At 52.0% G+C, this 5,537-nt stretch carries 5 protein-coding genes; 4 read left to right on the forward strand and 1 reads right to left on the reverse strand.

The features are described from left to right. The 4 genes from ACI32D_RS08880 to ACI32D_RS08895 all read left to right on the forward strand — a co-directional run. Nucleotides 1-588 (forward strand): PTS sugar transporter subunit IIA (locus ACI32D_RS08880; RefSeq protein WP_439776216.1); only part of this gene is annotated, 588 nt, incomplete at its 5' end. Between the two features lie 165 nt (nucleotides 589-753). Beyond that, nucleotides 754-2,625, forward strand: coding sequence for a PTS transporter subunit EIIC (locus ACI32D_RS08885; protein ID WP_439776217.1), 1,872 nt, complete (start codon nucleotides 754-756; stop codon nucleotides 2,623-2,625). Nucleotides 2,626-2,638: 13 nt separating this feature from the next. After that, nucleotides 2,639-3,088, forward strand: a complete 450-nt coding sequence (locus ACI32D_RS08890; RefSeq protein WP_439776218.1) for a PTS sugar transporter subunit IIA — start codon at nucleotides 2,639-2,641, stop codon at nucleotides 3,086-3,088. Between the two features lie 2 nt (nucleotides 3,089-3,090). Further along, on the forward strand, nucleotides 3,091-4,236 hold the full coding sequence (locus ACI32D_RS08895) for a mannitol-1-phosphate 5-dehydrogenase (protein WP_439776219.1): 1,146 nt from the start codon (nucleotides 3,091-3,093) through the stop codon (nucleotides 4,234-4,236). A 125-nt stretch (nucleotides 4,237-4,361) separates the two neighbouring features. Here ACI32D_RS08895 and ACI32D_RS08900 read toward each other — a convergent pair. Beyond that, on the reverse strand, nucleotides 4,362-5,537 hold a 1,176-nt coding region (locus ACI32D_RS08900), incomplete at its 5' end, for a phosphoenolpyruvate carboxylase (RefSeq protein ID WP_439776220.1).

Below are 5,537 nucleotides of genomic sequence, written 5' to 3' on the forward strand. Positions count from 1 at the left end.
TATCCGGAAAAAAACGAAGTCGAACAGCCGCGCCGCTTCAAAAATCCGTCAGCCATGCTGACCAAGCTGGCCCAGGAAAGTTCATTTTGCCAGCAGCTCTTGCGGGAGATGACCTTGCAGCCGCTGGCCAGCCAGGGGATGGATATGGAAGACGTTCTGGCCGCCATTGTCAACGCCGTGCCAAGCGAGTATGTTAAAGACCGGCTGGAAGTTACCCGCCGGCTGAAGTCACGGCTGGACCTGGCCCCTTTGGGCCTGCCCGGCAGTCATCTGGCCCTCTTGCACACAAGGACGCCGGCTGTCAAAAAATGCTTCTTTGCCATTTATGAGCTGGCAGAGCCAATTTCTATGGTGGCGATGGATCAAAGCCAGATCATGGTCAAGCGGCAGCTGCTGCTTTTGGCACCAGAGGATTTGCCAGAAGCCAGCGCCAATATCCTGGGAATGATCAGCAGCTTTTTGGTTATGAGCGATCAGACGCTTCGCTTATTTGAAGAAGGCAACTGCCCGGAAATCGCGGCTGGCATTGCCCAGCAGTATTTGGGGCAAGTGACCCAGCAGTTGAACCAGGCTCGCGGCCAACGATAATGCAAAAATCACAAATGGAACTCTGGCACCGTTTTCAGTGCCAGAGTTCTGTTTTCTTTCCGTTGAAAGCGGAAACAATTGATAATAAGATAAAAATGTAAGTAAAAGTTAAGTAGAGTAAGTTTTATTGTTTTTAGTAGTTTTTAGTGTTTAGGAGGAAAAGTAATGTCTGAAACTCAGAGCAAGAGCTCAGCTAAGGCAAAGATCCAAAAATTCGGGACCTTCCTGTCAGGCATGATCATGCCAAACATTGGCGCGATTATTGCCTGGGGCTTCATGACCGCGATTTTCATGTCGCCAAATGGCTGGTTCCCGAACAAGTACATCAACAGCTTTACCAGCTCGATGCTGTACTTCATGATTCCAATCTTGATCGCCTACACGGGCGGCAAGAGCGTTTATGAGGAAAGAGGGGGCGTAGTTGGTGCCATCTCCGTTGTCGGGACCATCGTCCTGGCCTTCCCTTGGGCCAACCCGGTAGCGCAAGGCATCGTTTATCCGGCTCTTTACCCATACGCTGCCAACAAGGCTACGGGGATTCCAATGTTCCTGGGGGCCATGATCATGGGGCCGCTCAGCGCTTGGTGCCTTAAGAAGTTTGACCAGGCCTTCCAAAGCAAGGTCAAGGCCGGCTTTGAAATGATCTACAACAACTTCTCCCAGGGGATCATGGGGATGATCTTCGTAGCGATCAGCTACTTCTTGATCGGGCCTATTTTGGTTGTATCCACGATTTGGATCGCCAACGGGGTTGACTGGATCATCGCTCACCACCTGCTGCCACTGGCCAACCTGGTTATTGAACCAGCTAAGGTCTTGTTCTTGAACAACGCGATCGGCAACGGTGTCCTGGTTCCTTTGGGGATTCAGCAAGCTGCCAAGGTTGGCAAGTCGGTCCTCTTCTTGATGGAATCAAACCCTGGCCCTGGTCTGGGGATCCTGCTGGCCTGCTCAATTTTTGGCAAGGGTTCAGCCAAGAGCTCTGCTCCGGGTGCCATTGTCGTTCACTTCCTCGGTGGGGTGCACGAAATTTACTTCCCGTACGTTCTGATGAAGCCAATCTTGATCTTGGCCGCCATGGCCGGTGGGATTACCGGGACCTTCCTTTTCAGCGTCTTGGGCGGTGGCTTGACTGCTGCTGCCAGTCCTGGCTCAATTATCGCCATCTTGCTGGTTTCAGCTAAGGATGCTTACTTCGGCAACATTGTCGGTGTTCTCGGCTCAGCTGCCGTTTCCTTTATCGTAGCTGCAGTCATCTACAAGATGGACAAGAGTGACGATGGTGACCTGGCTGCTGCTCAAGGACAAATGGCAGCCATGAAGGCAGAATCCAAGGGCTTGACTGAAGAAGAAAACGGTGCTTCAGCTGTTGAAACGGTTGAAAGCTACAAGGACGTACAAAGAATCATCTTTGCCTGCGACGCCGGCATGGGTTCATCCGCTATGGGGGCATCGCTTTTGAGAGACAAGGTGAAGAAGGCGGGCTTGAAGCTGCCAGTTACTAACACTGCTGTCCGCAACTTGAAGGATGAACCGGGCCTGCTGGTTATCACCCAAGAAGAATTGGCAGAACGGGCTAAGGAAAAGACGCCAAACGCGCTTCACGTATCAGTCGGCAACTTCCTCAGCACGCCAAAATACGACCAGGTCGTTGCCCGCTTGAAGGCAGCCGGTGAAACCCTGCCAGAAGCAGACCAGGTCAAGAAGAATGAAAAAGCAGCCGCTAAGAGCGACGGCTTGGCAGCTATCGACTTCAGCAAGGTCAAGGAAGTCGACTTCATCCGGCACGACCAGCACCTGGGTACGGTAACGATGGCTTCAAGCCTGTTCAAGGACCAGATGCAGAAGGCCGGCAAGGAAACTCCGGTCAAGGCCGTAAGAATCAATGAACTGGACAATGATCCAAGCCACTTGGTCATCGTTACGCCAATGGCTGGCAAGAACCTGGCTATTCGCTATGACCAGATTCAAGTCATCACGGTTGACGACTTGCTCAAGGCCGGCGAAGTCAGCGGTCTGATTGACAAGCTGAAGTAAGGAGAGCAGAAGCATGAAACTGGAAAAAGATATGATCAAGTTGAACCAAAATGTTGCCACCAGTGAGGAGGCAATCCGCATGGCTGGGCAGCTTCTGGTGGACCACGGCTGCGTAGAGCCGGAATATATTGATGCCATGCTCGCCCGGAACGCGGACGTGTCAACCTACATGGGCAACTTCATCGCCATTCCGCATGGCACTGATGAAGGCAAGAAGTATATCAAGAAAACTGGAATTTCGGTCGTCCAGATCCCGATGGGGGTCGACTTCAGCGAACCCGATGACCAGCAGGAGAAGCTGGTGACTGTCGTCTTCGGAATCGCGGGCTTGGGCAATGAGCACTTAGCGCTCTTGTCCCAGATTGCCCTGTTCTGCAGCGACGTTGCCAACGTAGCAAAATTAGCCGACGCGCAAACGCCAGAAGAAATTATCGGTTTGTTAGACAAAGTAGGAGAAAAATAAAAATGAGAGCAGTACACTTTGGTGCAGGTAATATTGGCCGCGGCTTTATTGGCGAAACTTTGGCAGCCAACGGTTTTGGAATTGATTTTGTCGACGTTAACGAAACGATCATTGATGCCTTGGTCGAGCGGGGTGAATACGATATTCAACTGGCCGCCCCGGGGCAAAAGAAGATTCACATCAGCAACGTGACCGGGATCAACAACGCCAAAAACCCTGAAAAGGTTGTCGAAGCCATCAAGACGACCAACATGGTCACCACGGCTATCGGCCCCAAGGTATTGAAGATCATTGCTCCTCTGATCGCCCAAGGCTTGAGCGCGAGAGTCAAGGAAAATCACGAACCTTTGGATGTCATTGCCTGTGAAAACATGATCGGCGGTTCCCAGTTCTTGAAGGAAGAAGTTTACAAGCACTTGAGCGACGAAGACAAGGCTGAAGTTGACAAGTATGTTGGCTTCCCGAACGCCGCTGTTGACCGGATCGTGCCAATTCAGCACAATGAAGACCCGCTCTTCGTTTCAGTTGAAGACTTCAAGGAGTGGGTCATCGACGAAAGCCAGATGAAGAATCCGAAGATTCGCTTGGAAGGCGTTCACTACGCTCCGGACCTTGAACCATACATTGAAAGAAAGCTGTTCTCGGTCAACACCGGTCACGCCACTGTTGCTTACACTGGCAAGGCTCTGGGCTATGAAACGATTGGGGAAGCCGTTAAGGATGACCGGGTCGTTGACCAGGTAACCCGCGTATTGGCTGAAACCCGTTCCCTCCTTTTGGCCAAGTGGGACTTCACTAAGGAAGAACTGGAAGAATACCACGCCCAAGTCATCAACCGCTTCAAGAACCCTTACATTTCCGACGACATCGCCCGGGTAGGCCGGACGCCAATCCGCAAGCTGGGCTACAATGAACGCTTCATCCGGCCGATCAGAGAACTGAAGGCCCGGGGCTTGGACTACAGCGCCCTCTTGGAAACGGTTGGCAAGATCTACCACTTTGACGAGCCAGCAGACGCTGAAAGCCAAAAGCTGCAACAGATGCTCAAGGATGAACCGGTCAAGGAAGTCGTTTTGGAAACGACCGGCCTCAAGGATGACCCTGACCTGGTTGAAGAAATCATCGCTTCAATCAAGGCGGCTGATTAAGTAAAACAATTTTGAAATAAAATCCGAATCAAAAACTAAAACAACACGAAGCAAAAGCAAGAAGAAAAAGCATGTTTGAAAAAACATGCTTTTTTGCTTCTTATTAAAGTGTAAACCCGTGGCGATTAGCCCGAATTACGCAGGCCTGAAGCGACCCCGTTGATGGTGATGTGGATGATCGATTCGGAGATGCCGCTGAGCTTTTCTTGCCGGCCCCGCTTGATCATTTCCAGCTGGACGTAGTTCAAGACGTTGAAGTAAGGTAGGCGGTAGTCCAAGCTGCTTTCCAAAGACGGGTTGTCTTCCAAAAGTTTGCTGTGGCCTTCGATCTGCAAGATGACTTCCTTGGTCAGTTCCCATTCCTTCTTGATGATGTCAAAGACTGACCGGGTAGCTTCGTCTTCACAGAGCCCAGCGTACTTTTCAGCGATTTCCATGTTGGACTTGGACAAAACCATGTCAACGTTGGAAAGCAGGGAGTGGAAGAATGGCCAGCCCTGGTACATTTCCTGCAATTCCTTCAAATTGTTAGGATCAGCATCGATGAAGTGCTTGAAGGCTGAACCAACCCCGTACCAGCCTGGGAACATGACCCGGCTCTGTGACCAGGAGAAGACCCAAGGAATAGCCCGCAAGCCGGACAGTTCAGTAATCTTCTTTCTGGCTGCCGGCCGGGAGCCGATATTCAAGCTGGAGACTTCCTTAATCGGCGTCGCCTGGAAGAAGTAGTCGTGGAAGTGCGGGTTGTCAAAAACAAGTTCCCGGTAAACCCGGTTGCTGTCAGCAACGATGCCGTCCATTGAAGCCGTGAAGTCCTGGATGTGGTCCTGGCTGACGGCTTGCTTGGAGACCATCCGGTCAACCGCGGCGGAAACCAGCATTTCCAGGTTGTAGTAGGCAGCGTCCTTGTTGCCGTACTTGTTCTGGATGATTTCCCCTTGTTCAGTGGTCCGGATCCGGTCCTTGATAGAGCCGAATGGCTGGGAGGTGATGGCTTCATATGATGGGCCGCCGCCCCGGCCAACCGTACCGCCCCGGCCGTGCATGAAGGTGATCTTGATGCCGCGTTCTTCGCCGATGGCCGTCAGTTCCTTCTGGGCCTTGTACAGGCTCCAGCAGGAAGCCAGGTAGCCGCCGTCCTTGTTGGAGTCGGAGTAGCCCAGCATAATTTCCTGGTAGTTGCCCTTGGAAGCAACCCAGCGCTTAACGATGTCGAAGCTGAGGTAGCGCTTTATGATTTCCCGGGAGTTCTGCAGGTCTTCCACCGTTTCAAACAAAGGCACGACTTGCACCCGGGCCTT

It is taken from the genome of Lactobacillus sp. (genome assembly GCF_051873315.1).
Taxonomy (GTDB): domain Bacteria; phylum Bacillota; class Bacilli; order Lactobacillales; family Lactobacillaceae; genus Lactobacillus.